Origin of the sequence: Candidatus Cyrtobacter comes (assembly GCF_034470605.1) — a bacterium.
Taxonomy (GTDB): Bacteria; Pseudomonadota; Alphaproteobacteria; order Rickettsiales; family Midichloriaceae; genus Cyrtobacter; species Cyrtobacter comes.
The window spans coordinates 1-1,097 of the sequence record NZ_JARGYT010000139.1; the positions used below are offsets into that span (position 1 = coordinate 1).

Consider the following 1,097-nt stretch of genomic DNA (forward strand, 5'->3'; position numbering starts at 1 on the left):
GAAACAACCTTTTATCCATCTAAATACCATATTTATCGCCTCCAATATAATATTGCATCTTTTCCATTATTTGGCAAAACCTTTGTTAACAGTGCCTAATGATTCTGCAGACCCACGTGCTAAATACAGTGGTGGAATTGACGTTACTGTTTCATGGAGGGGGTGCCCTATAGAAAAGGGGCAGGGTCTCCAATATGCTATTGTTTATAAGAATACAGTAAAAGATCTTTACGAGCCTGAAAACGCCAAATGGTACAATGTTCCACTTGAGATATTAGATGGAACAAAAACGTTAAAACCTATTTTTGAACAGCAAGATAAAAAGGGTGTTTTATTTTTCAAGATTAATCCAGCGCAAGTTCAGGGGGCATGCGGTGCTGGGAATTGTACATTCTACAATATGGCGGGTAGTTATGCTGTTATGGTTGTAAAGAAGGATGATGGCGATAGTGCATTTAAGCCAGTATCGCAAATAGTGAATAGGATATACAATTACTTTTTTAAATATGATTCAAAAGATCGCGCTGATGGTGTTGTAAAAAAAGTTTTTGAAAATTTAATTAAAGGTAAGAATTTTATTGGGGCCATACAAACGACTCTAGCAATTTATATCGCCATAAGTGCCGCTTCCTTCTTGATTGGTATTGCAAATTTCAACAAACAAGAGCTTGCAAACAGGCTAATTAAAACTTCAGTTGTTATTGCCTTGATATCGGAAAGAAGTTGGGAGTTTTTTAACGATACGTTCTTTAATTTTGTAACTACTGGATCTGCGGATATAATATCGAGAATATTGAGCGGGGCCAGTGTATTTAATTATAATAATATCGATTTATCGAATGGTCCTGGGGCAATTTTTTCTATATTTGACCAACCATTTAAAGAGTTATTTGGACGCGCAACATGGATTAAAATTAGCGCATTACTTTTATCTAATCTATTTTCTATAGTTATAGCGCTTGTTGTGATTTTTGCATCAGTTATCTTCGTAGTTTGTATAGGCACTGTTAACAAAGGTTGTATTTAATAGATGCTAAAGCTATAAAGGCAAGGAAAGAGAGATCGGATTTCTCAAATCGTAATGCTAAGCGTCGATT

General features: G+C 35.3%; 1 protein-coding gene. It reads left to right on the plus strand.

The window, feature by feature from the left end; translation table 11 throughout:
- Positions 1–1,027, plus strand: a 1,027-nt coding sequence (locus Cyrtocomes_RS06040) for a hypothetical protein (RefSeq protein WP_322498287.1), incomplete at its 5' end; no start/stop codon positions are given.
- Between the last annotated feature and the right edge of the window lie 70 nt (positions 1,028–1,097).